Origin of the sequence: Geodermatophilus marinus (genome assembly GCF_003428645.1) — a bacterium.
Taxonomy (GTDB): domain Bacteria; phylum Actinomycetota; class Actinomycetes; order Mycobacteriales; family Geodermatophilaceae; genus Geodermatophilus.
On the sequence record NZ_QVQH01000012.1, the window covers coordinates 102,149 to 126,574 of the forward strand.

Annotated in this window: 23 protein-coding genes, 1 tRNA gene and 1 pseudogene; 8 read left to right on the top strand and 17 right to left on the bottom strand. The window is 75.5% G+C overall.

Going from position 1 to position 24,426, the window contains the following annotated elements; translation table 11 throughout:
* Window positions 1-83: 83 nt before the first annotated feature.
* A complete protein-coding gene (gene metH / locus D0Z06_RS14690; protein ID WP_117378174.1) occupies window positions 84-3,896 on the bottom strand; it encodes a methionine synthase in 3,813 nt (1,270 codons plus the stop codon).
* A 213-nt stretch (window positions 3,897-4,109) separates the two neighbouring features.
* Between metH and D0Z06_RS14700 the strand changes: the two genes are divergently transcribed.
* Both D0Z06_RS14700 and D0Z06_RS14705 read left to right on the top strand, forming a co-directional pair.
* On the top strand, window positions 4,110-4,973 hold the full coding sequence (locus tag D0Z06_RS14700) for a PAC2 family protein (RefSeq protein WP_117378175.1): 864 nt from the start codon (window positions 4,110-4,112) through the stop codon (window positions 4,971-4,973).
* Window positions 4,974-5,208: 235 nt separating this feature from the next.
* The gene (locus D0Z06_RS14705) at window positions 5,209-5,652 is read left to right on the top strand and encodes a VOC family protein (RefSeq protein ID WP_117378176.1); all 444 of its coding nucleotides are present in this window, start codon (window positions 5,209-5,211) and stop codon (window positions 5,650-5,652) included.
* Between the two features lie 22 nt (window positions 5,653-5,674).
* Here the strand turns inward: D0Z06_RS14705 and D0Z06_RS14710 are convergent, their stop codons facing one another.
* Both D0Z06_RS14710 and mshC read right to left on the bottom strand, forming a co-directional pair.
* Window positions 5,675-6,727: an HD domain-containing protein gene (locus D0Z06_RS14710; RefSeq protein WP_117378177.1), complete on the bottom strand. Its 1,053-nt coding sequence runs from the start codon at window positions 6,725-6,727 to the stop codon at window positions 5,675-5,677.
* Window positions 6,727-8,022: a cysteine--1-D-myo-inosityl 2-amino-2-deoxy-alpha-D-glucopyranoside ligase gene (gene mshC / locus D0Z06_RS14715; protein WP_117378178.1), complete on the bottom strand. Its 1,296-nt coding sequence runs from the start codon at window positions 8,020-8,022 to the stop codon at window positions 6,727-6,729. Before mshC ends, D0Z06_RS14710 begins: the two co-directional genes overlap by 1 nt.
* Before the next feature lie 65 nt (window positions 8,023-8,087).
* On the opposite strand from mshC, the gene D0Z06_RS14720 reads away from it, so the two are divergent.
* A complete protein-coding gene (locus tag D0Z06_RS14720) occupies window positions 8,088-8,804 on the top strand; it encodes a maleylpyruvate isomerase family mycothiol-dependent enzyme (protein ID WP_117378179.1) in 717 nt (238 codons plus the stop codon).
* A 23-nt stretch (window positions 8,805-8,827) separates the two neighbouring features.
* On the opposite strand, the gene D0Z06_RS14725 is transcribed toward D0Z06_RS14720, so the two are convergent.
* The 5 genes from D0Z06_RS14725 to D0Z06_RS14745 form a co-directional block, all read right to left on the bottom strand.
* The gene (locus D0Z06_RS14725; RefSeq protein WP_117378181.1) at window positions 8,828-9,211 is read right to left on the bottom strand and encodes a VOC family protein; all 384 of its coding nucleotides are present in this window, start codon (window positions 9,209-9,211) and stop codon (window positions 8,828-8,830) included.
* Between the two features lie 69 nt (window positions 9,212-9,280).
* A complete protein-coding gene (locus D0Z06_RS14730) occupies window positions 9,281-10,036 on the bottom strand; it encodes an SCO1664 family protein (protein ID WP_117378182.1) in 756 nt (251 codons plus the stop codon).
* Between the two features lie 13 nt (window positions 10,037-10,049).
* A complete protein-coding gene (locus D0Z06_RS14735; RefSeq protein ID WP_117378184.1) occupies window positions 10,050-10,601 on the bottom strand; it encodes a DUF3090 family protein in 552 nt (183 codons plus the stop codon).
* A gap of 72 nt (window positions 10,602-10,673) precedes the next feature.
* Entirely contained in the window at window positions 10,674-11,375 is a 702-nt protein-coding gene (locus D0Z06_RS14740; protein WP_117378186.1) for a histidine phosphatase family protein, read from the bottom strand.
* A gap of 204 nt (window positions 11,376-11,579) precedes the next feature.
* Window positions 11,580-12,446: an undecaprenyl-diphosphate phosphatase gene (locus D0Z06_RS14745; protein WP_117378188.1), complete on the bottom strand. Its 867-nt coding sequence runs from the start codon at window positions 12,444-12,446 to the stop codon at window positions 11,580-11,582.
* Window positions 12,447-12,643: 197 nt separating this feature from the next.
* Here D0Z06_RS14745 and D0Z06_RS14750 point away from each other — a divergent pair, with 197 nt between their 5' ends.
* Together D0Z06_RS14750 and D0Z06_RS14755 are read left to right on the top strand one after the other, a co-directional pair.
* Window positions 12,644-13,615, top strand: a complete 972-nt coding sequence (locus D0Z06_RS14750) for an aldo/keto reductase (protein ID WP_117378190.1) — start codon at window positions 12,644-12,646, stop codon at window positions 13,613-13,615.
* Window positions 13,612-15,561 carry an AAA family ATPase gene (locus D0Z06_RS14755; protein WP_117378192.1) on the top strand — a complete coding sequence of 650 codons (1,950 nt, stop codon included), beginning with the start codon at window positions 13,612-13,614 and terminating at the stop codon, window positions 15,559-15,561. The genes D0Z06_RS14750 and D0Z06_RS14755 overlap by 4 nt, the downstream gene beginning before the upstream one ends.
* A 61-nt stretch (window positions 15,562-15,622) precedes the next feature.
* On the opposite strand, the gene D0Z06_RS14760 is transcribed toward D0Z06_RS14755, so the two are convergent.
* From D0Z06_RS14760 to D0Z06_RS14770, 3 genes are all read right to left on the bottom strand, one after another.
* Window positions 15,623-16,402, bottom strand: a complete 780-nt coding sequence (locus tag D0Z06_RS14760) for a DUF2470 domain-containing protein (RefSeq protein WP_233517690.1) — start codon at window positions 16,400-16,402, stop codon at window positions 15,623-15,625.
* A 151-nt stretch (window positions 16,403-16,553) separates the two neighbouring features.
* Entirely contained in the window at window positions 16,554-17,045 is a 492-nt protein-coding gene (locus tag D0Z06_RS14765) for a hypothetical protein (protein ID WP_147332056.1), read from the bottom strand.
* Between the two features lie 87 nt (window positions 17,046-17,132).
* The gene (locus D0Z06_RS14770; protein WP_117378250.1) at window positions 17,133-17,399 is read right to left on the bottom strand and encodes a hypothetical protein; all 267 of its coding nucleotides are present in this window, start codon (window positions 17,397-17,399) and stop codon (window positions 17,133-17,135) included.
* Between the two features lie 156 nt (window positions 17,400-17,555).
* Between D0Z06_RS14770 and D0Z06_RS14775 the strand changes: the two genes are divergently transcribed.
* The gene (locus D0Z06_RS14775) at window positions 17,556-17,762 is read left to right on the top strand and encodes a DUF5703 family protein (RefSeq protein WP_233517691.1); all 207 of its coding nucleotides are present in this window, start codon (window positions 17,556-17,558) and stop codon (window positions 17,760-17,762) included.
* Between the two features lie 50 nt (window positions 17,763-17,812).
* On the opposite strand, the gene D0Z06_RS14780 is transcribed toward D0Z06_RS14775, so the two are convergent.
* Window positions 17,813-18,769, bottom strand: a complete 957-nt coding sequence (locus tag D0Z06_RS14780; RefSeq protein ID WP_117378198.1) for an NADPH:quinone oxidoreductase family protein — start codon at window positions 18,767-18,769, stop codon at window positions 17,813-17,815.
* 127 nt (window positions 18,770-18,896) lie between these two features.
* Between D0Z06_RS14780 and D0Z06_RS14785 the strand changes: the two genes are divergently transcribed.
* Window positions 18,897-19,466 carry a class I SAM-dependent methyltransferase gene (locus D0Z06_RS14785; RefSeq protein WP_117378200.1) on the top strand — a complete coding sequence of 190 codons (570 nt, stop codon included), beginning with the start codon at window positions 18,897-18,899 and terminating at the stop codon, window positions 19,464-19,466.
* Between the two features lie 49 nt (window positions 19,467-19,515).
* Here D0Z06_RS14785 and D0Z06_RS14790 read toward each other — a convergent pair whose 3' ends face one another.
* Together D0Z06_RS14790 and D0Z06_RS14795 are read right to left on the bottom strand one after the other, a co-directional pair.
* A complete protein-coding gene (locus tag D0Z06_RS14790; RefSeq protein WP_117378202.1) occupies window positions 19,516-20,319 on the bottom strand; it encodes an SDR family oxidoreductase in 804 nt (267 codons plus the stop codon).
* A gap of 179 nt (window positions 20,320-20,498) precedes the next feature.
* Window positions 20,499-21,827, bottom strand: a complete 1,329-nt coding sequence (locus tag D0Z06_RS14795) for a M20/M25/M40 family metallo-hydrolase (RefSeq protein ID WP_117378204.1) — start codon at window positions 21,825-21,827, stop codon at window positions 20,499-20,501.
* 87 nt (window positions 21,828-21,914) lie between these two features.
* On the opposite strand from D0Z06_RS14795, the gene D0Z06_RS14800 reads away from it, so the two are divergent.
* Window positions 21,915-22,001: transfer RNA gene (locus tag D0Z06_RS14800), tRNA-Leu, on the top strand.
* A 307-nt stretch (window positions 22,002-22,308) separates the two neighbouring features.
* Here D0Z06_RS14800 and D0Z06_RS14805 read toward each other — a convergent pair.
* From D0Z06_RS14805 to D0Z06_RS14815, 3 genes and pseudogenes are all read right to left on the bottom strand, one after another.
* The gene (locus tag D0Z06_RS14805) at window positions 22,309-23,541 is read right to left on the bottom strand and encodes a DUF3322 domain-containing protein (protein WP_117378206.1); all 1,233 of its coding nucleotides are present in this window, start codon (window positions 23,539-23,541) and stop codon (window positions 22,309-22,311) included.
* Window positions 23,504-24,148, bottom strand: coding sequence for an SbcC/MukB-like Walker B domain-containing protein (locus D0Z06_RS14810; RefSeq protein ID WP_233517692.1), 645 nt, complete (start codon window positions 24,146-24,148; stop codon window positions 23,504-23,506). The genes D0Z06_RS14805 and D0Z06_RS14810 overlap by 38 nt, the downstream gene beginning before the upstream one ends.
* Window positions 24,149-24,319: 171 nt before the next feature.
* Window positions 24,320-24,426: pseudogene (locus tag D0Z06_RS14815) on the bottom strand (IS5/IS1182 family transposase); the annotation flags it as partial.

Below are 24,426 nucleotides of genomic sequence, written 5' to 3' on the forward strand. Positions count from 1 at the left end.
GCCGGCCCCGTCCCGGGTACCGCCCCGAGCGTGCGAAGGGTGGGGAGGACGGGGTCCTTCTCGGTGGGGGGCAGCGGGGTCCTTCACTCGTCCTCCGTGCGGTAGGCCAGGTTGGGGGCCAGCCAGCGCTCGGCCTCGGCGAGGGTCCAGCCCTTGCGCCGGGCGTAGTCCTCGACCTGGTCGCGGCCGATCCGGCCCAGGTTGAAGTAGCGCGACTCCGGGTGCGAGAAGTACAGCCCGCTCACCGAGGCGCCCGGCCACATGGCCATGCTCTCGGTGAGCCGGATGCCGGTGGCCGCCTCGACGTCCAGCAGCTCCCAGAGCGTCCGCTTCTCGCTGTGCTCGGGGCAGGCGGGGTAGCCGGGGGCGGGGCGGATGCCGCGGTACCGCTCGGCGATCAGCCCGTCGGCGTCGAGCCGCTCGTCGGGCGCGTAGCCCCACAGCTCGGTGCGCACCCGCTCGTGCAGCCGCTCGGCGAAGGCCTCCGCGAGCCGGTCGGCCAGCGCCTCGAGCAGGATGGCGCTGTAGTCGTCGTGGCCCGCCTTGAAGGCCGCGACCCGCTCGGCCGCCCCGAGCCCGGCGGTGACGGCGAAGGCGCCGACGTGGTCGGCCAGCCCGGTCTCCCGCGGGGCGACGAGGTCGGCCAGCGACTTCCGCGGGGCGCCGTCGCGGCCCTCGGTCTGCTGGCGCAGCTGGTGCAGCGTGGCCCGGACCGCGGTGCGCGACTCGTCGGTGTAGACGCAGATGTCGTCCCCGACGCGGTCGGCGGGGAACAGCCCGACCACGCCGCTGGCCCGCAGCCACCGCTCGTCGACGATCCGGTCGAGCATCCGCCGGGCGTCCTCGAAGAGGCGCCGCGCGGCCTCGCCGCTGGCCGGGTTGTGCAGCAGGTCGGGGAACCGGCCGCGCATCTCCCAGGCGAGGAAGAACGGCTGCCAGTCGATGTAGCGGCGCAGCTCCTCCAGCGGCTGGTCGTGGATCGTCTTGACGAACTGGGTGACCGCGCCGTGCCGGTGGTCGCAGGACGGCCCCCCGCAGACGTCGTGCGCCTGCTGCAGGAGCATGTGCGGGCGCGGCGGGGTGTACCCGGCCCAGTCCAGCTCCGGCGCGGCGGCGCGGGCGGCGGCCAGCGGCAGCAGCCTCCGGGTGTCCTGGCGGGCGGCGTGCCGCTCGCGCAGCGCGTCGTAGTCGGCCTCGGTCTCGGCGAGCAGCCGCGGCCGCTGCTCGTCGGAGAGCAGCGCCGCCACGACCGGCACCGACCGGGAGGCGTCCTTCACCCAGATCACCGGGCCGTGGTAGCGCCGGTCGACCTTGACCGCGGTGTGCGCCCGCGAGGTCGTGGCGCCACCGATCAGCAGCGGGATGTCGAAGCCCTGCCGCTCCATCTCCGCGGCCAGGTTCACCATCTCGTCGAGCGACGGGGTGATCAGCCCGGACAGGCCGATGACGTCGGCGCCCTCCTCCTTGGCCGCGTCCAGGATCCGCTGGGCGGGGACCATCACACCGAGGTCGACGACGTCGTAGTTGTTGCACTGGAGGACGACGCCGACGATGTTCTTGCCGATGTCGTGGACGTCGCCCTTCACGGTGGCCATGACGACGGTGCCGTTGCTGCGCCGCTCCTCCCCGCTCCCGGCGTCCCCGTGCTGCTTCTCGGCCTCGATGAACGGGACGAGGTGGGCGACGGCCTTCTTCATCACCCGCGCGGACTTGACCACCTGGGGCAGGAACATCTTGCCGGCGCCGAACAGGTCCCCGACGACGTTCATCCCGCCCATGAGCGGGCCCTCGATGACCTCGAGGGGCCGGCCGCCGCGGGCGGCGATCTCGCACCGCAGCTCCTCGGTGTCGGCCTCCACGAACTCGTCGATCCCCTTGACCAGGGCGTGGGTGATGCGCTCGGCCGGCGGCAGGGACCGCCACTCCTCGGCCGCGGCCTCCTTCGCGGCGCCGTCCCCGGCGTAGTCGCCGGCGATCTCCAGCAGCCGCTCGGTGCTGTCGGGCCGGCGGTCGAGGACGACGTCCTCGATCCGCTCCCGCAGCTCGGCGGGGACCTCCTCGTAGACCTCCAGCGCCCCGGCGTTGACGATGCCCATGTCCAGCCCGGCGCCGATGGCGTGGTACAGGAAGACGGCGTGGATCGCCTCGCGGACGGGGTTGTTGCCGCGGAAGGAGAACGAGACGTTCGAGATCCCGCCGGAGACCAGCGCGCCGGGCAGGTGCTGCTTGATCCACCGGGTGGCCTCGATGAAGTCCAGCCCGTAGCGGGCGTGCTCCTCGATGCCCGTGGCGACGGCGAAGACGTTCGGGTCGAAGATGACGTCCTCGGCCGGGAAGCCGATCCGCCCGGTCAGGAGGTCGTAGGCCCGGCGGCAGATCTCCCGGCGGCGCTCCAGCGAGTCGGCCTGGCCCCGCTCGTCGAAGGCCATGACGACGACCGCGGCGCCGTAGCGGCGGCAGGCCCGCGCCTGCGCGAGGAACTCCTCCTCGCCGTTCTTCAGCGAGATGGAGTTGACGACCGGCTTGCCCTGGACGTTCTTCAGCCCGGCCTCGATGACCTCCCACTTCGAGGAGTCGATCATCACCGGCACCCGGCAGATGTCCGGCTCCCCGGCGATGAGCCGGGTGAACCGGTCCATGGCCGCGACGCCGTCGATCATGCCCTCGTCCATGTTGACGTCGATGACCTGCGCGCCGGCCTCGACCTGCTGGCGGGCGACGGCGAGGGCGGCCGGGTAGTCACCGGCCTTGATCAGGTTGCGGAAGCGGGCCGACCCGGTGATGTTGGTCCGCTCGCCGACGTTGACGAAGAGGCTGTCCGCGGTGACGGTCAGCGGCTCGAGACCGGACAGGCGCAGGGCCGGCGGCAGCTCGGGCGGGGTGCGGGGGGCGCGGCCCTCGACGGCGGCGGCGATCGCCGCGATGTGCTCGGGCGTGGTCCCGCAGCAGCCGCCGACGAGGTTGACGAACCCGCTGGCGGCGAACTCCCCGAGCACCTCGGCGGTCTGCCCGGGGCTCTCGTCGTACTCGCCGAAGGCGTTGGGCAACCCGGCGTTCGGGTAGCAGGAGACGAAGGTGTCGGCGACGCGGGACAGCTCGGCGAGGTAGGGCCGCATCTCCGCGGCGCCCAGCGCGCAGTTCAGCCCGACCAGCAGCGGCCGCACGTGCCGGACGGAGTACCAGAACGCCTCGGTGACCTGCCCGGACAGGGTCCGCCCCGAGGCGTCGGTGATCGTGCCCGAGACCATCACCGGCCAGCGGCGGCCCCGGTCGTCGAACAGCGTCTCCAGCGCGGCGATCGCGGCCTTGGCGTTGAGGGTGTCGAAGACCGTCTCGACCAGCAGGACGTCGGCCCCGCCGTCGACCAGCCCGCGGGCCTGGTCGAGGTAGGCCGCCACCAGTTCGTCGAAGGTGACGTTGCGGGCCCCCGGGTCGTTGACGTCCGGGGAGATGGACGCCGTCCGGGTGGTGGGGCCCAGCGCCCCGACGACGAAGCGCGGCCGGCCCGGGGTGCGGGCGGTCATCGCGTCGCACTCGCGCCGGGCCAGCCGGGCCGCGGCGAGGTTGATCTCGTAGGCCAGGTCGGCCATGCGGTAGTCGCCCAGCGAGACCGCGTTGGCGTTGAAGGTGTTGGTCTCCACCAGGTCCGCGCCGGCCGCCAGGTACTCCCGGTGGATCCCGGCGACCAGCTCGGGTGCGGTGAGGACCAGCAGGTCGTTGTTGCCCTGGACGTCGACCGGCCAGTCGGCGAACCGCTCCCCGCGGTAGCCGGCCTCGTCGGGCCGGTCGCGCTGGATCGCCGTCCCCATCGCGCCGTCGAGCACCAGGATCCGGTCGCGCAGCAGCGCGGTGAGCTCGTCGGTGGCGTCGGGACGGAGGTCGGGCGGCTGGGGCACGGGCGTCCTCGAGGGTGGCGGTGCTGCGGGGCCGGGTGGCCGGCGGGCGGCGGTCGGCCCCGACGGTGGGCGCCCGACCGGCGCCCATCGTCTCACGGACGGGCCGGGCGGTCCGCGCCGTCGTCGCCGCCGTCCCCGCGGGCGGGCGGTCGCACTCCCCCGCCGGGCCGTCGTAGGGAGGCGCGGGCAGCGGACCGACGTAGGCTCGCAGGGGTGACCGACCCGAAGTCCACCCCTGAGGACCTGCCCCGCCTCGACGACCCCATGGTGGTCGTGGCCTTCGAGGGCTGGAACGACGCCGGGGACGCCGCCACGGGGGCGCTGGAGCACCTCGAGCTCATCTGGGACGCCACCCCCCTCGCCGCGCTGGACCCCGAGGACTACTACGACTTCCAGGTCAACCGGCCCACCGTCTCCCTCGTCGACGGGGTGAGCCGGCGCGTGGAGTGGCCGACCACGCGGGTCTCCGTGGCCCGGCCGCCGGACGCCGACCGCGACGTGGTGCTCATCCGGGGCATCGAGCCGAACATGCGCTGGCGCGGCTTCTGCCAGGAGCTCATCGAGCTGTGCCGGGAGCTCGACGTCCGCACCGTGATCGGCCTCGGTGCGCTGCTGGCCGACACGCCGCACACCCGCCCCACCCCGGTGAGCGGCTCGGCCTACGACGCCGAGTCCGCCGAGCGCTGGGGGCTGGAGACCTCCCGCTACGAGGGGCCCACCGGCATCCTCGGCGTCTTCCAGGACGCCTGCGTGCAGGCCGGGCTGCCGGCGGTGAGCTTCTGGGCCGCCGTCCCGCACTACGTCTCCCAGCCCCCCTCGCCGCGGGCCACCGTCGCCCTGCTGCAGCGCGTCGAGGAGGTCCTGGAGCTGGCCGTGCCCCTGGGGGCGCTGCCGCAGCAGGCCGACGACTGGGTGAAGACCGTCGACGAGATGGCCAACGAGGACGCCGAGGTCGTGGAGTACGTGCGCTCGCTCGAGGAGCGGGCCACCGAGGTCGACCTGTCCAACGCCAGCGGTGACTCGATCGCCCGCGAGTTCGAGCGGTACCTGCGCCGGCGGGGCTCCTCCCCCAACTGACCGCGGTCCGGTGCGCACCCGGCGCCCGTCGCCTCCCTCCGGTCGGTACATCGTTGGGGATAACGGTCATCCTTGGCCGAGAAGGCAGTTGTGGTCGCCGGCCTCGGCGTGTCCGCCCGTGTCGCCGACCAGATCTGCGTCCTCGACCGGCGCGTCGGCCCGCGTACGGGTGAAGTTGGGGATAACGGTACTGGCTCGGCGTCCGCTGGCGGCGGGCCCCGGGCAGGCTGGGCCCATGCAGCCACGACTGGACCTCCTCACCCTCGCCGTGCCCGACGTGGCGGCGGCCCGGCGCTTCTACGTCGAGGGGCTCGGCTGGCGGCCGGTGTTCGAGGTGCCCGGGGAGATCGTCTTCCTCCAGCTCGGGCACGGGCTGCTGGTCGGGCTCTGGGGCGCGGCCGAGCTGGCCGCCGACATGGGCCTGCCGGCCGGCGCCGTGTCCCCCGGCGGGGGGCTGAGCCTGGCGCACAACGTGGGCAGCCCGGAGGAGGTGCGGCGCTGCCTGGACGACGCCGTGGCCGCGGGCGGCCGGCTGCTCAAGCCCGCGCAGCCGGCGGCCTTCGGCGGGTACCACGGGTACTTCGCCGACCCGGCCGGCATCCGCTGGGAGGTCGCCCACAACCCGGGCTGGGCGGTGGCCGACGACGGCACGGTGACCCTCGGCCCCGTCGACGGCTGAGCGCACCCGTCGGGACCGGCGGTCAGGGCAGCCGCAGCAGCGGGCGCATCTGCGCGGTGGCGTCGGCGTCGAAGAGCCGGTCGTGCACGGTGAGGGCGTAGCGGTCGGTCATGCCGGAGACGTAGTCGACGACCTGGGTGACGGGGTCGGCGGCGGTGTCGCGGTAGGACGCCGGGATCAGCTCCGGGTGGGCCAGGTGGTGGTCGACCAGCCGGCGGGTGACGTCGATGGCCAGCTGCTTCTGCCCGGCCGCGGTCTCGGAGGCGTAGACCCGCTCGAACATGAAGGCGCGCAGCTCGTGGAAGGCCTCCAGCGGGCCCGGCGCCATGACCACCCGCCCGGTGCCGTTGCCCGGGTCGAGGGTGCCGGAGACCACCGCGTCGACCATCGCACCGACCATCTGGCTGCCCGGCTCGCCGAACACGGCCCGGGCGCGGGCGGGCAGGTCGGCCGGGCGCAGCACGCCCGCGCGGACGGCGTCCAGCGCGTCGTGCGAGAGGTAGCCGATGCGGTCGGCGTAGCGCACGCACTCCGCCTCGCGGGTGTCCGGCGGCGGGTCGATCTTCCAGCTGTGCGCGCGGATGCCGTCGCGCACCTCCCAGGTGAGGTTGAGGTGCTCGAGCACCTCGACGATCCGCACGCCCTGGGCGGCGTGGTGCCAGCCGCCGGGGACGTAGGGCTCCAGCGCGTCCTCGCCGATGTGCCCGAACGGCGAGTGCCCCAGGTCGTGGCCCAGCGCGACGGCCTCGGCGAGGGTCTCGTTGAGGCCCAGCGCCCGGGCCAACGACCGGGCCACCTGGGTGACCTGCAGGGTGTGGGTGAGCCGGGTGACGAAGTGGTCGCCGTCGGGGTTGAGGAAGACCTGGGTCTTGTGCTTGAGCCGGCGGAAGGCCTTCGCGTGCAGGATGCGGTCGCGGTCCCGCTCGAACGCGGTGCGCAGCGGGTCCTCCGGCTCGTCGACCGCCCGCCCGCGGGTGGCCGCCGCGCGGGTGGCCGCCGGGGCGAGCGCCTCCTCCTCCCGCTCGCGGGCCGCCCGGTCGGTGCGCCGGAACGGCCCGGCCGCCGCGGCGGGCATCAGCCGGCGGGCGCCGGCTCGGGGGCCACCGGGTCGAGCGCGATGCCGAGCAGGGCGTCCACGGCGTCCCGGACCAGCGCCGGGGCCCCCTCCTCCAGCGCGGGGTGGTCGCCGGCGGCGAGGGTGCGCTCGGCCCAGGCGTCGACGGCGGCGATCGCCCCCGGGGTGTCGAGGTCGTCGGTGAGCCGCTCGCGCAGCGCGGCGAGCACCGGCGCGGCGGGGACGCCGGCGGGCAGCGCGACCGCGCGCCGCCACCGGGCCAGGCGCGCGCGGGCCCGGTCGAGCAGGTCCTGGGTCCAGGCGCGGTCGGTGCGGTAGTGCCCGGAGAGCAGGGCCAGGCGGATGGCCATCGGGTCGACGCCCTCGCCCCGCAGCTTGGAGACGAACACCAGGTTGCCGCGGCTCTTGCTCATCTTCTCGCCGTCGAGGCCGATCATCGCCGCGTGCACGTAGGCCTTGGCGAAGGGCTGCTTGACCCCGGTCATCGCGGCGGTGAGGGCCTCGGCGTGGACGGCGGAGAACTCGTGGTGCGGGAAGACCAGGTCGCTGCCGCCGCCCTGGACGTCGAAGCCCATGCCGATGGTCGCCAGGGCGATGGTGGTGCACTCGACGTGCCAGCCCGGCCGGCCGGCGACCCCGCGCGGGCCCGGCCAGGACGGCTCGCCCGGCCGCTGCCCGCGCCAGAGCAGCGGGTCGAGCCGGTTGCGCTTCCCGGGCCGGTCGGGGTCGCCGCCCCGCTCGGCGGACAGGGTGAGCATCGTGGCCTCGTCGTAGCCGGACTCCCCGCCGAAGCCGGGGGCCTGGGCGATGTCGTGGTAGACGTCGCCGGTGCCGTCGTCGAGCGGGTAGGCCAGCCCCTCGTCGAGGAGGGTCTCGACGTGCGCGACGATCCTCGGGATCGACTCCACCGCCCCGACGTAGTCGTCGGGCGGGAGGACCCGCAGCGCGGTCATGTCCTCCCGGAACAGCGCCGTCTCGCGCATGCCGAGGACCACCCAGTCCTCGCCGTCCCGCTCGGCCCGCTCCAGCAGCGGGTCGTCGATGTCGGTGACGTTCTGCACGTAGTGCACCCCGTGCCCGGCGTCCCGCCACAGCCGGTTGACCAGGTCGAAGGCGAGGTAGGTGGCCGCGTGCCCCAGGTGCGTGGCGTCGTAGGGCGTGATCCCGCAGACGTACATCCGGGCCACGCGGTCGGGGGCGGTGGCCACCACCTCGCCGCGCGCGGTGTCGTGGAGCTTGAGCGCGGGGCCGGTCCCGGGGAGGGTCGGCAGGAGCGGGGCGGGCCAGGCGAGCACGGGTCGAGCGTAGATGCGGCACCTGACGCGGCCGGGCAGCCCGTCCCCCGACGGGAGGAGGGACCGTGGGACCGGAGGAGCACCTGTCGGTGCTGAAGGAGCGCAACGCGCGCTTCGCCGACGCGGCCGCCGAGGCGGTGCTGGGGCACGGGTGGCGGGCCGCGGTGCCCGGCTGCCCGGGGTGGTCGATGGCCGACCTGGTGTGGCACCTCGCCGAGGTCCAGCACTTCTGGACCTGGGTGGTGCGCACCCGGGCGGCCGACCCGTCGGGCTACCCCGAGCCGGTGCGGCACCCGGACGACGAGCTGCTCGGCTACGGCCTCGCCCAGTCGGCGGAGCTGGAGACCGCGCTGGCCGGCGCCGACCCCGCCGAGCGGGTGTGGACCTGGGCGCTCCGGCAGGACGTCGGCTTCGTGCTGCGCCGGCAGGCGATGGAGGCGGTCGTGCACACGGTGGACGCCGAGCAGGTGCTCGACGACGTCCGCCCGGTGCCGGCGCGGGTGGCGCTCGACGGGATCGACGAGTGGCTGGAGGTCATGGTGCCCGGGGCTCTCCCGGACGGGCCCCCGGGGTCGGCGCACCCCGTCGTCCTCCACGCCGTGGACGTCGACGCCGAGCGCACCCTCTTCCCCGGGAGCCGCCCCTTCCCCGTCGCGGCGCTCACCGGCACCGCCTTCGACCTGCTGCTGACCGTGTGGCGCCGGGTCCCGCTGGAGGTGCTCACCGTGGACGGCGACGGGCTGCAGGCCGCCGCCATGCTCGACGCGGTCCGCCTCGACTGACCGGGGCGCGACCGACCACCCGCTCAGGCCCAGGTGGTGGCGTGCCGGTCGAACTCCGCGGTCTGCACGCCGACGACGCAGAAGACCAGGCCCGAGGGGTCCTTCATCTGCCAGAACCCGCCCATGTCCTCGATGCGCCGGGCGCCGAGCGCCTCCAGCCGGGCCACCTCGGCGGGGATGTCGTCGGTCTCGATGTCGACGTGCCAGCGCGGGAGGGTGCCCCGGCCGGTGCGCTGGACCTCCAGGTGGAACCCGTCGGCGAACGAGCCCAGCGAGGACCAGTGGTCGTCGACCGGGTCCGGTTCGACCGGGTGCCCGGTGGCGGCGGACCAGAAGTCCCGGCCCGCGTCGTGCAGCTCCGGCGGGAGGTCGACGAGCAGGACGGCGAGGCGGCTGCGGTGCGGCACCGGCCCATCGTCCCGGCCCCGTCCAGGGGCCCGCCCCGAGCCTGCGAGGGGTGGGGAGGACGGGGTCCTTCAGAAGGGCGGCCAGGGCAGCGCGGGCCAGTCGCCGCTGGGCTCGGGGTGCCGTCCGGTGCGCAGCAGCTCGGCCACCCGCTGCTGGGTGCGGCGGACCTCGCGCCGGGTGAGGTGCTCGTGCAGCTGCTCCCCCAGGTCGTCGCGCAGCCCCTCGGCCAGCCGCTCGAGCACGGCGAGGGCGTCGGCGGGCAGGCGCTGGCCGGCCCAGCGCCACAGCAGGGTGCGCAGCTTCGGCTCGGCGGAGAAGCAGATGCCGTGGTCGACGCCGTGCACGTGCCCCGCCGGGGTGGGGATGATGTGCCCGCCCTTGCGGTCGGCGTTGTTCACCACCGCGTCGAACACCGCCATGCGCCGCAGCCCCGGGTGGTCGAGCCGGACGAACGCGGCGAGGTCCACGGTGGGGTCGCCGTCGACCCACAGCTGCACCATGCCCGGGCCGAACGGGCCGTCGCGCAGCACGGTCGGCGGGACCACCCGCCACCCGGTGGCGTCGGAGACCAGCGCGGCGGCGACCTCCCGGCCGGCGAGGGTGCCGTCGGGGAAGTCCCACAGCGGCCGCTCCCCGGCGACCGGCTTGTACACGCACTCGGCGGCCAGCTCGGCGGTGCGGACGGCGCCCACCAGCGTGACGTTGCTGGCGTCGAGCATCCGGCCCTCGAGGTCGATCTCGCCCGCGAGCAGCAGGGCGCGGGCCTCGTCGTCGTCGGCCGGGGCGCGCAGGTCCGACGCCGGGTCGGCGGGGCGCTCGGTCATCGGGGCTGCCGGTTCAGCGGCGGTAGCCGTTCTGCCGCGGGCAGACGTGCCCGGTGGGGTCCAGGGGCAGCGAGCACAGGGGGCAGGACGGCCGGCCGGCGGCGACCACCCGGCGGGCCCGGACGACGAAGGCCCGCGCGGCCGCGGGGGTGATGGTCACCCGCAGGGCGTCGGGGCCCTCGTCGCTGTCGGAGAGGATGGCGTCCTCGTCGATCGGCTCCTCGCCGGCGGCCACGGCCTCGACGACGACGGCCTGCGCCTCGCCGTCCCAGGCCAGGCCCATGGCCGCGACGCGGAACTCCTCGTCGACCGGCGCGGTCAGCGGCTCCAGGTCGTCGACGTCGGCGTCGGGCGGGACGACGGCGCCCGGGCGGGTGGCGACCTCGTCGAGCAGCTCGCTCATCCGGTCGGCCAGGACCTGCACCTGGGTCTTCTCCAGCGCGACGCTGACCACGCGGCCCGCGATGTCCGAGGCCTGCAGGTAGAAGGTGCGGTCACCGGGCTGCCCGACCGTGCCGGCGACGAACCGGGACGGGCGGTCGAAGAGGAAGACCTGGCGCGGCACGGTCCCAGGTTACGCGGGCCGACCCGCGCGGCCAGCCGGGGCGCGGCGGGTCGGCCGGGCCGCACCGGCAGGTCAGGGGGTCGCGCCGGCCCCGCCGCCGACGACGGCGTCGGAGTCCCCGGCCCGGCGGCGGCGCCGCTTCTTCTTCGGCGGCACCAGGGCGGCGACGTCCCCGCCGGTGTCGTTCATCCGCACCACGAAGGGGCGGGTGTCGGTGTAGGTGACGACCGAGATCGACGCGGGGTCGACCACGATCCGCTGGAACTGGTCGAGGTGGATGCCGAGCGCGTCGGCGAGCACCGCCTTGATCACGTCGCCGTGGCTGCAGGCGAGCCAGACGGCGTCGGGGCCCAGCCGGGCGTTCCAGTCCCGGACGGCGGCGACCGCGCGGGCCTGGGTCTGGGCCAGCCCCTCCCCCTCCGGGCCGGGGAACACCGCGGCGGAGGGGTGCTGCTGCACCACCTTCCACATCGGCTCCTTGACCAGCTCCTTGAGCGGGCGGCCGGTCCAGTCGCCGTAGCGGCACTCGCCGAGCCGCTCGTCGGTGGCCGGTTCGAGGTCACGCCCGGCGAGGACGGCGTCCGCGGTCTGCCGGCAGCGCTCCAGGGGGCTGCTCACCACGGCCGCCAGCGGGACCGGCGCCAGCCGCTCCCCCACCGCGCGCACCTGTGCCTCGCCGGTCTCGTCGAGCCGGACACCGGGGCTCCACCCGGCGAGCACGCCCCCGGCGTTGGCCGTCGTGCGGCCGTGCCGCAGCAGGATGACGGTGGTCACGACGCCCGAGCCTAGAAGGACCCTCCTGCCCCCCACCGCTCGCGGGCTCGCGGCAGGCCCCCGCAGAGGGGCCGCCGGCGCCCCGCCCGGCCGTGATCATGGGCACCGTCGCCCGGCGACACGCCGGGTACGGCGCGCCGACGCACCGGACGTCCATGATCACGGCCGATCGGGCCGACCACGGCCGGCGGCGGGCGCAGCGCGTCAGGGTGCCGGGGACGGGGCCGGGGCGGTGACCCCGGTCGGGTCGAGCACCCCGGCGCCGACGAGCGCGAGCAGCGCCAGGCCGAGCACCACCCGGTAGACGACGAACGGGGTGAAGCTGCCGCGGTCGAGGTAGCGCAGCAGCCAGGCGATGACCACCAGGCCGATGCCGAAGGCGAGCACGGTGGCCAGCAGCGTCGGCCCCCAGTCGACGGTCTCCCCGGCCACGCCGCCGGTGAGCGCCTCGTAGGCCTGGAAGAAGCCCGAGCCGAGGACGGCGGGGACGGCGAGCAGGAAGGAGTAGCGGGCGGCCGCCGACCGGGAGTAGCCGAGGAACAGCCCCATGGTGATCGTGCCGCCCGACCGGGACACGCCCGGCACGAGCGCCATGGCCTGGGCGAAGCCGAAGGCGATGCCGTGGCCGACGGTGAGCTGGTCCAGCTCCCGCTTCCTGGTCCCGACCCGGTCGGCCCAGTAGAGCACCAGCGAGAAGGCGACCAGGGCGAGCGCGACGATGCGCAGGTCGCGGAAGGTGGTCTCGATGCGGTCCTGCAGGAGCAGGCCCAGGACGACGATCGGGACGGTGCCGACGATGATCAGCCAGCCCATGCGGGCGTCGGGGTCCGAGCGCGCCGACCGGTCCCCCAGCGACCGCAGCCAGGCCCGCACGATCCGCCCGATCTCGCGGCGGAAGTAGAGCAGCACCGCGGCCTCGGTGCCGATCTGGGTGATCGCCGTGAACGCCGCGCCGGGGTCGCCCCAGCCGAAGGCCTCCCCCACCACCCGCAGGTGCGCGCTGGAGGAGATGGGGAGGAACTCGGTGAGCCCCTGGACGACGCCGAGGACGACGGCCTCCACCCAGCTCATCGGCCGGCCCGCCCGGCGACGGGGTCGGCGGCGGGGCGGGGCGGACGCGGGGAGGCGGGCACGGGAGGCCAGCCTAGGGCCGCCGGTGCGGCAGGCGCGCGCACCGGGAGGGGGTTCGCGTCACACCCGCCCCCGCCGTCCCCGGCCCCCGTCGCGCCCCCGGCCGGCCGCGGGGTGCGGCGGTAGGTTGGCCCCTCGTGGAACAACGCGCACTCGGGCGCAGCGGGCTCGTGGTCTCCCGCCTCGCACTGGGCACCATGACCTGGGGCCGGGACACCGACGAGGACGAGGCCGCGATGCAGCTGACCGCCTTCGTCGACGCCGGCGGCACGCTGGTCGACACCGCCGACGTCTACTGCGACGGCGAGAGCGAGCGCACCCTGGGCCGGCTGCTCACCGACGTCGTCCCCCGCTCCGACGTGCTCGTCGCCACCAAGGCCGTGGGGCGCACCGCGCCCGGCCCGATGGGCCGCGGGGCCTCGCGCGGTCACCTGCTGGCCGCCCTGGACGCCTCCCTCGAGCGGCTCGGCCTCGACCACGTCGACCTCTGGCAGCTGCACGCCTGGGACGACACGACGCCGCTGGAGGAGACCCTGGCCGCCTGCGACGCGGCGGTGGCCTCGGGCCGGGTGCGCTACGTGGGCGTCAGCAACTTCACCGGCTGGCAGACCGCCCAGGCCGCGACCTGGCAGCGGGCGTGGCCCGGCCGGGTGGCCGTGGTCAGCACCCAGGTCGAGTACTCCCTGCTGCAGCGCGGGGTGGAGCGCGAGGTCGTGCCGGCCGCCGAGGCGCTGGGGATCGGCGTGCTGGCCTGGTCGCCGCTGGGCCGCGGGATCCTCACCGGCAAGTACCGGCACAGCACGCCGTCGGAGTCCCGCGGCGCCTCCCCGCAGTGGCAGGGTTTCGTCGACGCGCTGCGGACGCCGGACTCCGACCGCATCGTCGAGGCGGTGATCACCGCCGCCGAGGGGCTGGGCACCACGCCGCTGGCGGTGGCGCTGGCCTGGGTCCGGGACCGCCCCGGGGTGACCGCGCCGGTGGTGGGCGCCCGCACCGCCGCCCAGCTGCAGGTCTCGCTGGACGCCGAGGCCGTGCGGCTGCCCGCCGCCATCCGCACCGCGCTCGAGGACGTCTCGGCGCCGCACTTCTCCTACCCCGAGCGCCCGTGACCGCGCCCGCCGACCCCGTCTTCGCCGCCTTCTGCGCCGCGGGCCTGTGGCCCGGGCTCGGCAAGCGGACCGCCGCGGAGCTGCCCGCCGCGGGCATCACCTCCCCGGACGGCGTCACCGCCGACCGGCTGCTCAGGCTGCCCCGGGTGGGCCGGCAGCGCGCCGAGCGGCTGTTCTCGTCGTTCCTGTCGGCGCAGCCCACCTACGAGGTGGTCGGCCTGCTCGTCGGCGCCGGGCTCGAGGCCCGGCTGGCCGCCGGGGTCGCCGACGCGCTCGGCCAGGACGCCGCCCGCCGGCTGCGCGACGACCCGTGGGCGCTGCTCGGCCTGCCGGGGGTCTCCCTCGCCGACGCCGACCGGCTGGCCATCGCCGTCCTCCCCCGGGCCGACCGGCAGGACACCCGGCGCGGGCGGGCGGTCGTGGCCCTCACCCTGCGGACGGCCACGCGGGACGGGCACACCGTGCTGCCCGCCGACCTGGTGGTGGCCGCGCTGCGCGCGGAGGGCATCGCCGACCCGGCGGCCGCGGTCGTCGCCGCGGTGGAGTCCGGCGAGGTGCTGGAGCACGAGCCGCCGGAACCGGAGCTCGACGAGGACGCCGACGTCGACGTCGACGAGTTCCCGGAACCGGACCCGGCGCTGCGCCAGCTGTCGCTGGCCCGCTTCGGCATGGCCGAGGAGGCGGTCGCGGAGAACGTCGCCCGGCTGGCCGCCACGGCCGGGCGGATCGCCGACCCGGCCGCCGTCCGCTCGGTGGCCAAGGGGCTGGACGAGGCGCAGCGGGCCGCGGTCGCGCAGGTGCTCGGCGCCGGCGTCTCGCTGCTCACCGGCGGGCCCGGCACCGGCAAGAGCCGCACCGTGGCCGCCGTCGTGTCGCTGCTGCGCTCGAAGGGCACCGAGGTCGCGCTGGCCGCGCCGACCGGCCGGGCGGCCAAGCGGCTGGAGGAGCTCACCGACCACCCCGCGGTCACGGTGCACCGGCTGCTCGGCGCCCAGGGCACGACCGGCGGGTTCGCGCGCAACGAGGAGTGGCCCCTCGACGCCGACGTCGTGGTCGTCGACGAGGCGTCGATGCTCGACGTCGAGCTGACCGCCGCCCTTCTCGAGGCCTGCGCCGACGGCACCCACCTGCTGCTGGTGGGCGACCCCGCCCAGCTGCCCTCCATCGGCCCCGGCCACGTGCTCGGCGACCTGATCGACGCCGGCGTCGTCCCGGTCACCGAGCTGACCACCCTGTACCGGCAGGCCGAGGGCGGGGCGATCGCCCGGCTGGCCAACGCCGTCCGGACCGGGGAGCTGCCGCCGGTGGACTCCCCCGACCGCGAGGTGGTCGTCGTCCCGGCGACCGGCAGCGCGGAGGCCGCCCGACGGGTGGTGCAGCTGGTCACCGACTCCATCCCCCGGGCGCTGGGCATCGACCCGGCGACGGTCCAGGTGGTGACGCCGGTGCACCGCGGCCCGGCCGGGACCATCGAGCTCAACAAGGCGCTCAAGGCGCGGCTCAACCCGGGTGACGGCACGGTGTGGGGCTTCGACGTCGGCGACCGCGTGGTGGCCACCGCCAACCACCTGGACCTGGAGCCGATCGGGTTCGCCAACGGGGAGGTCGGCGTGGTCACCGGCACCGGGGACGGCGCCCTCGACGTGGCCTTCGCCTCCGGCCCGGTGACGGTCAGCGGGCAGGCGCTGGGCGACCTGCGGCACGGCTGGGCGATCACGGTGCACCGCGCGCAGGGGTCGGAGTGGCCCGGGGTGGTGGTCGTGCTCCCGCCCGAGGCCGGGGGGATGCTGTCGCGGCCGCTGGTCTACACCGCGCTCACCCGCGCGCAGCGGCACCTGTCGATCGTGCACGCCTCGGGTGCGGCGCTGGCACGAGCGGTCCGGGAGGTCGACGTCCGCCCGCGGCGCACCCGCCTGGCCCGGCTGCTGGCCGAGAACGCCGGCTGAGGCGCGCCTCCCCCCCGTTCCCCACGCTCCCCCCTGCTCCCGGGCCCGCCGCGAGCGGAGCTCAGTCCCGGCGGGCGAGGGCGGCCCGCGCCGCGCACAGCAGCCGCCGGGTGGCCGACTGCAGCTGGCCGGCGCAGGTCAGCGGCTGCGGGAAGGGCACCCGCAGGTCCTGGTGGCCGGCCGGCCGCTCGATCCGCAGCCGGTAGCCGAAGCGGTCGATGCCCAGGGGGCGGACGACGTCGCGGGGGCCGAGGTCACCGGCGGGGATGCGGCTGCGCAGCAGGGCGAGGACCTCGGGGTGGTCGCGGTCGAGGTGGCCGAGCATCGCGGCCTCGACGCCGGCCAGCGGGTCGGGGCGGGCGGCGGCGAACCCCGCGGGCGGCACCTCGGTGCAGCGGGAGCCCTCGCGCAGGACGACCTCGGCGAGGTCCAGGCGCAGCAGGGTGGCCGCCGTCCCGACGTCGAGCAGCTGCTCGGCGGGGCGGACGGCGGCGAAGGCCAGGGCCGCCTCCCGGCGCACCGGCTCGGGGACGGCGGCCAGCCAGCCCGACAGCCACACCTGGGCGCGGACCGGCTGCCGCAGCGGGACCGGCGCGTGGTCGCTGACGAGCAGGGCCGCGGTGAGCTCACCGCCGGCCCCCTCCAGCGCGGTGGCGACCTCGCCGCAGGCGGGCACCAGGACGAGCACGTCACCCTCGGTGGTGGTCGCCGCGGCGAGGGGCCGGCCGGCGGGCAGGTCCCGCACGCACAGCGCGGCGGCCGCGCGGGTGGCGACCGTCCGCGCGCGCTCGGCGGGTCCGGCGGCCACCCCCAGCGGCACCTGCATCGGGCTCGTCGTCATCGCGGGACCTCCGGACCTCCGAGAGTGAGTTAGGCAAGCCTAACCACACTCCGGCTCCGCGGGGAAGGCCAGGTGCGGCGCCGCCCACCGCGACGTCGGCGAGACCCGGCGCGGCGCCCGACGTCGACCTCGGCGGCCCCGGGACCGAGGGTCAGGACTCCGGCGGCGGCCCGCTGTTGCGCTCGATCGCGCGCCGGGGGCCGCCCGCCAGCCACGCCCCGGGCAGCACCCAGACGAGGGCCCAGAAGGCGCCGGACAGCAGCGGCCCCCACTCGCCGCGCACGGCGCTGCGGAGCACGGCGCCGCCCAGCAGCCCGGCGTACGCGAGCAGGACGAGCACGACCAGCAGCCGCCGTGCGGCCCAGCGCTCCCGGCGCTCCTCGGCGAGCCGCTGCAGCTCCTGCGCCCAGTCGACCACCGCGGCGCGCAGCCGCGGGTCGGCCAGCTCCCGGCCCCAGGTGACCGCACCCTCGACCTGCGCGGCCTCCGCCGGCCGCAGCCCGTGCCGGCGCACCACCGCCCGGTAGGTGTCCGGCTCGGCGCCCGGCCGCAGGCGCCGCCAGAACGCCCGGCCGCCGACCCACCAGGCCAGCAGCGGCAGCCCCACCGCGATGAGCCCCAGGGCGATCCAGGCAGCGGTCACCCGCGCGAGGCTGCCGGGCCGGGCTCGGGCGCGCGCGGTCGCCCACCCCATCGGGTGACCGGCCGCGCTGCCCGTCAGCGCCGTCCGTCAGTCGAGGTCGGGGTCGTCCTCCACCGGGACGTCGGCCTCCTGCTCCAGGACGTCGGCGTCGTCGGCCTCGCGGTCGCCCACGGGGTGCACAGGGCCGCCGGTGCCACGCGGGCGGGCCACCAGCTGCTGGTCCAGCGCATCGGCCTCGGGCACGCCCTCGGGCAGCGGGGCGGCGTCACCGGCGATCGAGATCTCGGGAGCGTCCACCAGGTCGTCCTGCTCGGCCCGGTCGGCGTCGGGCACGTCGGTGCGGGGCTCGGTCACGGCCACCTGCCTCTCGTCGTCGGGTCGTGCGGTCGGTGCCCATCCTGCCCGCCGCGGTCGGGGACCGGCAGGGCGGGCGGCGGCGGCGGCGCGGAGTGCGGCGGCGGGGGTGACGCGCGCGTGACCGGCAGGCGACGGGCGGGCACAATCGGCCGGGTGGAGGCGGTCGCAGGGGATTACGAGTTCGCGCCGCTGCGGATCCCACCGGGCACGTCCCGGTCCGCGGCGGCGACCATGCTGAGCCTGCAGGCGGACACGGGGGGCTGGGAGCTCGCCCGTCTCCAGCTGCACGCGGACGGCACCCGGAGGGTCGTCCTGCGCCGGCGGGCACGGCTGTCCTACCTGCCCAAGCCGCACATCTGACCCCGGCGGGGTGCACGGGCTCGTTCCCGCGCCCGTGGCACCCCGCCGGCTCAGGGCAGCAGGACGACCTTGCCGACGGTGCTGCGGTCGGCCAGCTGGGCGAGGGCCTGCGGGGCCTCCTCGAGCGGGCGGACCGCACCGACCAGCGGGTCCACCTGCCCCGCCTCGACCAGCGCGACCAGCGCGTCGTGGGTCGTGGCGATGAGCGAGGGCTCCATCTTCCGGTACAGCCCCCAGTGCAGGCCGACGACGCTGTAGTTCTTCACCAGCGCGTGGTTGGCCGGCGCCTCGGGGATGCGGCCGCTGGTGAAGCCGACCACGAGCAGCCGGCCCTCGAAGGCGATGCACCTGCGGCTGCGGTCGAACACGTCGCCGCCGACCGGGTCGTAGACGACGTCGGCACCGCGGCCGCCGGTCACCTCCTTCACCACCGGCACGAAGTCCTCGGCGGTGTAGTCGACGACGTGGTCGGCGCCGAGCTCCCGGCACACCTCGACCTTGCGCGGCCCGCCGGCGGTGGCGATGACCCGGGCGCCGGCGGCCTTACCGAGCTGGATGGCGGCCGAGCCGACGCCGCCGGCCCCGGCGTGCACGAGCAGCCACTCCCCCGGCTGCAGGTGGGCCCGGCGGTGCAGCCCGACGTGGCCGGTCTGGTAGGTCAGGTAGAGGGCGGCGGCCTTCTCGTCGGGCAGCGAGTCCGGGACCGGCCAGGCGTTGTCGGCGTCCATCAGGGCGTACTCGGCGAACGCGCCGGGCCCCCCGGACGGCGACCCGATGACCCGCCGGCCGGTTCCCACGACCTCGCCGCACAGCTCCACGCCGGGCGTGTAGGGCAGCGGCGGCTTCTCCTGGTAGACGCCCTGCGCCATGAGGACGTCGGGGAAGTTCAGCGCCGCGGCCCGGACGCGGACCAGCAGCTGCCCGTCGGCCGGGGTGGGCTGCTCGACCTCGTCGAGGCTCATGACGTCGGAGGGGTTGCCGAGCTGGTGGACCCGCCATGCGCGCATGCCCGCGACCCTGCCAGACGCCCCGGTGAGCGTGGTCACCCGGTCCCGATCGCGGCCCGCGCGCCGCCGTGCCACGCTGCACCGGACGAACGGCCGCCCGGAGGTCCGGCGGCCCGGGGAAGGACACATGAGCGAGCACATGAGCGACCGGCTGCGCTTCCTGCGCGCGTTCCTCGCCAACCCGCGCCAGGTCGGCGCCGTCCTGCCCACCTCCCGCTGGGCGGTGCGGGGCATGCTCGACCTGGCCGACCTCTCCGCGGCCGGCCTGGTCGTCGAGCTGGGCGCCGGCACCGGCGTGCAGACCGGCGAGATCCTGGCCCGCCTCGGCCCGGGTGCCCGCCTGGTCTCCCTGGAGATCGACCCGGACCTCGCCAAGCTGCTCGACGCCCGCTACGACGACCCGCGGCTGCAGGTCGTCTGCGACTCGGCGGAGAACCTGGACACCCACCTGGACGGCCAGCGCGCCGACGTCCTGGTCTCGGCGCTGCCCTACACCTCGTTCGACGCCGGGCTGCGGCGGCGGGTGCTGGACCTGCTGCCCCGGGCCCTGGCCCCGGACGGCGCGCTGCTGGTCATCCAGTACTCGCCGATCATCCTCGGCGAGCTGCGCCGCCGGTTCGGCTCGGTGACGCGGACGATCACCCCGTGGAACGTGCCGCCGGCGTTCCTCTTCGCCTGCCGGGAGCCCCGGACCTGACGCCGCGGAGCCGCCGGCCCGGCGCGCGGCCGGCCCGGCGGCCCGGGGGTCAGCGCATCGACGGCGGCCGCAGCGCCTCGGGTACGACGGCGGTCTCGCCGGCCGCCGTCCGGGCGCTCGGGACGCCCTTGAAGCGGTAGGGCACCGTCCCCACGCCCGGCTGGACGACGTAGGCCGCGCCGGGCTCGCCCTGCTCCCACGCCATGACCATGGCCTGCGCGACCTCGTCGGCCGACAGGACCGGGAAGCCGGCGGCGGTGAACTCCTCGCGGATGCGGTCGATGATCGCGGTGTCGGCGAAGCCCGGGCAGATGGCGGTGATCCGGATGCCCTCCCGCTCCAGGCGGGGCGCCATCGAGCGGACGAAGGCGATCGCGCCGCCCTTGGCCACGCTGTAGCCCGGGTCGGTGGCCATCGGGGACAGCCCGGCCAGGGACGCCGTCACCACGATCGCCCCGCCGCCGGCGCGCTGCAGGGCCGGGCGGGCGGCGACGGCGCCGTAGACGACCCCGAACAGGTCGACGTCCACCACGCGCATGAACTCCTCGAGGTCCAGGGCGTCGTCGCTCTTGGCCGCCGAGATGCCGGCGTTGAGGTAGGCGGCGTCCAGCCGGCCGTGGTCGGCCTCGACCCGGGCCACGACGGCCTCGTTGGCGGCGCGGTCGGTGACGTCGAGGGCCAGGAACGGGCAGCCGAGGTCGGCGGCGGCCTGCCGGTTGCGCTCGCTGTCGAGATCGGCGAGGACGGCGGTGACCTCGCGCTCGCGCAGCCGGGTGGCGAGGGCGCGGCCGAAGCCGCCGGTCCCCCCGGTGATGAGCGCGACGGAGCCGGGACGGGGTGTGCTGTCGGTCACCCGGGCATCACACCACGGACCCCGTCGTCCCACCCGGGCACCCTCACCCGGCGCCGCCGGACCACCCGCTCCAGGACCTCTCCTGCCGCGCGATCATGAAGTCCAGGAGGCGACTCGCCGGGCCGCCGCGGCGTGCCGGTTCCCGGACATCATGATCGCGGGCCGCGAGCCGGGCGGTGTCAGCAGGCGCGGAGGAAGCGGTCGAGCACGCGGACGCCGAAGCGCAGCGACTCGACCGGGACCCGCTCGTCGATGCCGTGGAACAGCGCGGCGAAGTCCAGGTCCGGCGGCAGCCGCAGCGGGGAGAACCCGAAGCAGCGCATGCCGAGGCGCTCGAAGCTCTTGGCGTCGGTGCCGCCGCTCATCGTGAAGGGCACGGGGCGGGCGCCGTCGTCCTCGGCGCGGAGGGCGGCGACCATCTGCTCGACCAGCGGGCCGTCGAAGGTCGTCTCCACGGCCTGGTCGTGGACGATCCAGTCCCGCCGCACGCCCTCGCCGACCAGGTCGGCCAGCTGGCGCTCGAACTCCTGCTCCTGGCCGTGCAGGAAGCGGCCGTCGACGGTGGCGCTCGCGGTGCCGGGGATGACGTTGGCCTTGTAGCCGGCGCCGAGCATCGTGGGGTTGACCGTGTTGCGCAGCGCCGCGCCGATCATCCGGCTGATGCTGCCCAGCCGGGCTAAGGCCTGCTCGGGCTCGTCGGGGTCGATCGCGATGCCGTAGGCGTCCTCGACCGCGGCGAGGAACTGCCGCATCGGCGGGGTGAGCACCGTCGGGAAGCGGTGCGCGCCCAGCCGGGCGACCGCGGCGCACAGCCGGGTGACGGCGTTGTCTTCGTGCACGAACGAACCGTGCCCGGGCCTCCCGCCGGCGGTCAGCCGCATCCAGGCCAGCCCCTTCTCGGCGGTCTGCACCAGGTACAGGCGCAGATCGTCGCGGACGGTGATGCTGAACCCGCCGACCTCGCTGATCGCCTCGGTGCAGCCCTCGAACAGGTCGGGGTGCTCCTCGACCAGGAACCGGGCGCCGAGCCGGCCGCCGGCCTCCTCGTCGGCGACGAAGGCGAGGACGACGTCGCGCGGGGGCCGCGTGCCGGTGCGCGCCCAGTCCCGGACCAGCGCCAGCACCATGGCGTCCATGTCCTTCATGTCGACCGCACCGCGGCCCCAGACGTAGCCGTCGCGCTCCTCGCCGGAGAACGGGTGCACGCTCCACTCCGCGGCGTCGGCCGGCACGACGTCGAGGTGCCCGTGGACCAGCAGGGCGTCGCGGCTGCGGTCCTGGCCCGGGATGCGGGCGACCAGGCTGGCGCGGCCGGGCTCCGACTCGTGGACGACGCTGTCGATGCCGACCTCGTCGAGTTTCCCCGCGACCCACTCCGCGGCCCGCCGCTCGCCGGCGCAGGTGGCTGTGTCGCCGGTGTTCGTGGTGTCGATGCGGATGAGGTCGGAGAGCAGCTCCGCGACCTCGTCCTGGGCGCGGGCGAGCGGCTTCTCGGTCGGCTCCGACATGCTGCCGATCGTGCCACCCGGGGGTGTGCCGACCCCGGTGGCGGCTCGGTTATGCTGGCTGCCGTCGCCCGCGAGGGCGGCTCACCGGTCCGGGTGGCGGAATGGCAGACGCGCTAGCTTGAGGTGCTAGTGCCCGTATAGGGCGTGGGGGTTCAAGTCCCCCCTCGGACACCAGTTGATGCACACCGCCAAGCTCGGGGCGTGCACCTCAAGCGCTCAGGGACACGAGCCCGGGTTCCTCGGCCGGCTCCCGTCTTCTGGGAGCGCCAGCGGTGCCGGGCCTCCACCAGGGACATTCCGCCCTTGCTCTCCGCAGCTACGACGAGACACTCACCGCCAACCTCGTCCGGTTGCGCGGGCTGCGACACCGGCTCGCCACGCTCGGCGAACAGGCCGGCAGCCGCCTGGAACGTCGACCGCCCCGGCGACGGCGGTCGCGACCACGACCACAGCGCGGCGCCGACCAGCCGGCATCCCGACGTCACGTCGTCGGGAACGCTCCGGTCGCCGCTCGCTCGACGGCGGAGAAGCGGATGCGCTCCTGCTCAAGGCGCACCCGGTCTCCGTGCTCATGGCGCAGCAGCAGCTGGTAGGTGGTCTGCTCATCGGACGTCAGCAGCGGCAGGTGGTCGGTGACGGGCACGGGCTCCCTGGACCAGTGCGAACGGTGCGCCAGTAGCGTGCCTTCGTCCATGAGCATGCTGCGGGCGGTCGGGATGAAGCGTCGTAGCCGGTCGAGCGCCCGGAAGCCGTGCGTGTCGAGATCGCCCCAGTAGACGACGTCTCGCTCGGCCAGCCAGGGCAGCGCGGCAAGCCGCGAAACGGCGTACCCGTCGCCGAGGACGACCGCCACGCCGGCCACCTGCGGAAAGGCGAGGTAGCTCACCTCGTTCTCGACCACCACCACGGACTTCGCCGCGAACGGGATGCGCGCGAGCTCCTCCACCCGGACGGCGAGCTCGCTGTAGGGGCCGTCGGCCGGATCGAAGGAGCGGAAGCGCACGCTGTCCGGCTTGCCGCGCAGCCCGAACCGCCGCGCCAGGTCGGCGGCGGGTGCAGCACGGTTGACCCGGCCGGGCGGCAAAGTGCGCACGAGCAGCGCGCTCAGCACCCCGCGGCGTTGCTCGATGAACTTGGTGTCGACTCCGGGTACGTCGACCTGACGCAGGTACACCCCGGCTCCGCCGTGACGCAGGATCCATGCAGCCACTGCCAGGAGCCTTGGCCAGTCGGCAGCGTGGTTGAGCGCCTCGTGCGGCTTGGCGGCGACCCAGCTCAGCGCGGCGGGCAGTGCGGCCTCGGTCGTCGCCACGAGCTCGTCGAGGGCTTCGACGTCGGCGGAGACACCGAGCACGGTCCAGACGTCGTCGTCGGTGTCGAGCACGACCCGGTTGGGGACCTCGTTTACCCCGATCAGGCGCCCACCGAGTGCGGCGGTCTCCAGACGAGCCCGGCCCAAGCGGGCCGCACGCCAGCCGGCGACCCAGTCCTGCGCCTCCCCGAACCGCTCGGCGGCCTCGCGGGCGCTGGGGCCGCGGACCGGCAGCACCAGCGGGGCGACCGGCCGGCCGGTGAGCCGTGCCCGTAGTAGTTCCCCGGAGTCCCACCGCGCCCGCAGCGATGTGCGGACGTCGGCCCACGTCGTCCAGCCTGCCGGTCGACGCCTCCCGGTCACCTCAGTCGGCTCCGCGCTTGGCGGACTCGTCGACCGCACTCAGGTGTGCCGTCCGACCGGCGCGGTACTCCTGGATCGTCAGCGTGTGCATGCGGGAGCCAGCCCCCGTGGGGTTGTCGACGAAGCCCACCGCCACGACCGCGTGCTCGATGACATGAATTATCTGCAGCGGGGTGACCACGATCAGCTGCAGGCCGAGCCGGCGGAACAGGGCGAGCGCGTAGCGGGTGGACTCGTCGGAGCCTCGGCCGAACGCCTCGTCGATCACCGCCATCTGGAAGGCCTTGGCGCGGTCGGCGCCCCAGCTGAGCTTGAACTGGTAGGCCAGGGAGGCCGCCAGCACGGTGTAGGCGAGCTTCTCCTTCTGCCCGCCGGACTTGCCGCCGGAGTCGGTGTAGGTCTCGTGCTCCTCGTCGGTGTCGCGCCACCGCTCGACGGCGGTGAACACCACCCAGTTGCGGACGTCGGTGACCCGCTGGGTCCAGATCCGGTCCGCCTCGGTGGAGCCGTCGCGACCGCGGAACCGTTCGACCAGGGCACGCACCTGGTGGAACTTCCGCTCCGAGTAGGCGCCGTCCGCGTCACCGCCGTCGAGCGCGTCGTCGGTGCAGGCGCGCAGGTCGGCGAGGAAGGTGCGCACCTCCATGTTGGGTGTGCGGGCGGTCTCCAGACTGATGTAGCGACCGGGGTTGTAGTCGATGCCGTGCAGCGAGTCGTTGATCCGGTCGATGCGCTCCCCGATCAGCTCCGACTGCTTGCGGAGCTCGGCGGAGAAGCCGGCGATGTCGCGGATCGCGTTAGAGCCCCCGCCAGTAGGTCATCGGATGCGTCGTGATCGTGGTCGGGTGTCCCAGCGGTAGAGCAGCCAGGCGGCCCGACACAGCGCACGGACGGTGACGATGGCCGCGGCCAGGGCGAGGTAGG